General features: G+C 27.8%; 4 protein-coding genes. All 4 read right to left on the reverse strand.

Features of this window, described 5'->3' with window-relative positions; translation table 11 throughout:
• The coding region (locus ACT8VG_RS11005) for a hypothetical protein (protein ID WP_444195907.1) at positions 1–266 on the reverse strand (266 nt) is incomplete at its 3' end.
• Between the two features lie 26 nt (positions 267–292).
• Positions 293–817: a glycosyltransferase gene (locus ACT8VG_RS11010; RefSeq protein WP_444195909.1), complete on the reverse strand. Its 525-nt coding sequence runs from the start codon at positions 815–817 to the stop codon at positions 293–295.
• 2 nt (positions 818–819) lie between these two features.
• Positions 820–1398, reverse strand: a complete 579-nt coding sequence (locus ACT8VG_RS11015; RefSeq protein ID WP_444195908.1) for a hypothetical protein — start codon at positions 1396–1398, stop codon at positions 820–822.
• 56 nt (positions 1399–1454) lie between these two features.
• Positions 1455–1606 (reverse strand): UDP-galactopyranose mutase (locus ACT8VG_RS11020; protein ID WP_444195910.1); only part of this gene is annotated, 152 nt, incomplete at its 5' end.

A 1606-nucleotide genomic window follows, 5' to 3' on the forward strand; every position in this document is an offset into this window, starting at 1 on the left:
GCATAAAACCAGATGATAACGTAATCATGATTCTTAAAAAACTCTGACACTTCTTTATTAAAATTTGAAGAGTCCTTAAATTGACTTGATTTTATTGTGAAAATTTGTGATTGATTCTCCAAAATTTCTTTACTATAAGCACATGTATCAAATGTAGTCAAAAAATCAATCCTATAATATTTTTTTAAATATCTATAAAATGTCATAATGAAACTCTCAATCCCACCTGGATTAGGAGTCATTCCAATCATTAGTATATTTTTCATAATTCATCTCTTCTTTTTTAATAAAATTAATCTATCATCAATTTTTCTACTCGAGAAGCTTCTAAATCGATATCATAGTGATTATTTATAAAATCTTCTCTATTTAAACTCTTATTAACTTTTGAAAAGGCTTCTATGCTATTTACCCATTCATTAATATTACTCTCTTCAATGCCTAATGCATCTACTGCTTTATTTACAATAGCGTCTTTAGGAATAGTATTAGAAATAACACATGGTAATCCATTTGCTTCTGCTTCTACCAAAGAAAGTCCTAATCCTTCAAAACGAGAAGGGAAACAGAAAATATCTATTGCTTGTAAATAATCGTTCACATTACTTACAACCCCAGGTAATATGACTGAATTTTGAAGATGATATTCATTAATCATATCTTGAATCATCTTCATATTTTCACCTTGTCCAATTAATATTAGTTTATATTTATCTGGATATCTTTGATTTAATTCTTTCATTACTTTAATTAAGAATTCCTGATTCTTTTGATAATGAAATCTACCATCATGCCCAAGTAAAATCTCATTAGAAATATTTAATTTCTTCTATAATCTTTTCTTACTTCATCATTAGGCGCAAAATGGTCTAAATCAATCGCATTATAAATAACTCTATAATTTGGAAGTTCTTTACTAGCTTTCCCAAAGAACCATAAATCAGAATCCTGATTACAAGTCCAAAAATCTGTTGCATACTTAAATACTTTTCTTTGATGATATTTATGAAGTATATTTCTTAAAAAAGAATCTCCACCGTTAGCCGCATTATGACAATGTATAATTCTCTTAGGAATATGATACTTCTTTGCATAAAGTAAATAATCAATATTTGATAAAGAACATGTATTAAACCATAATGCACAATATTTATCCGCGTTGTTCTCAAAGAAATCTTTCATATCATGTTTATATTGTTTCAAATTTTTGCTTCTTGCACAAATATTATGTATTACTCCACCTAATTCTCTTATCTCATCTTCATATGCAACTTTTTCTGTATTACAAAGAAATTCGAATTGTAAAACTGAACGATCAATATGTCTATAATAATTCATGATGACACTTTCCATACCGCCTGGATTATCAGTCATTCCAAAAACTAATACCTTTTTCATTATACATCACCTCATAAATATAAGTATATTATAATTCCATAGATAGAAAAAAGGAATTAATTAAATTCCTTTTTAACTCTGTCTAATGCAGCTGCAATAACTGCATCCATATCATAATACTTATATTCTCCTAGTCTTCCACCAAAGATCACCTTAGTTTCTGCTTCTCCTAGCTTCTTATATTCTGCATATAAGGCACCATTCTTTT

Source organism: Catenibacterium sp. (genome assembly GCF_052354645.1).
Taxonomy (GTDB): Bacteria; Bacillota_I; Bacilli_A; order Erysipelotrichales; family Coprobacillaceae; genus Catenibacterium; species Catenibacterium mitsuoka_A.

Excerpts from the sequence above, each read along its gene's own strand:
- ACT8VG_RS11015 (WP_444195908.1), bottom strand. The coding sequence starts at position 1,398 with ATGAAAAAGGTATTAGTTTTTGGAATGACTGATAATCCAGGCGGTATG.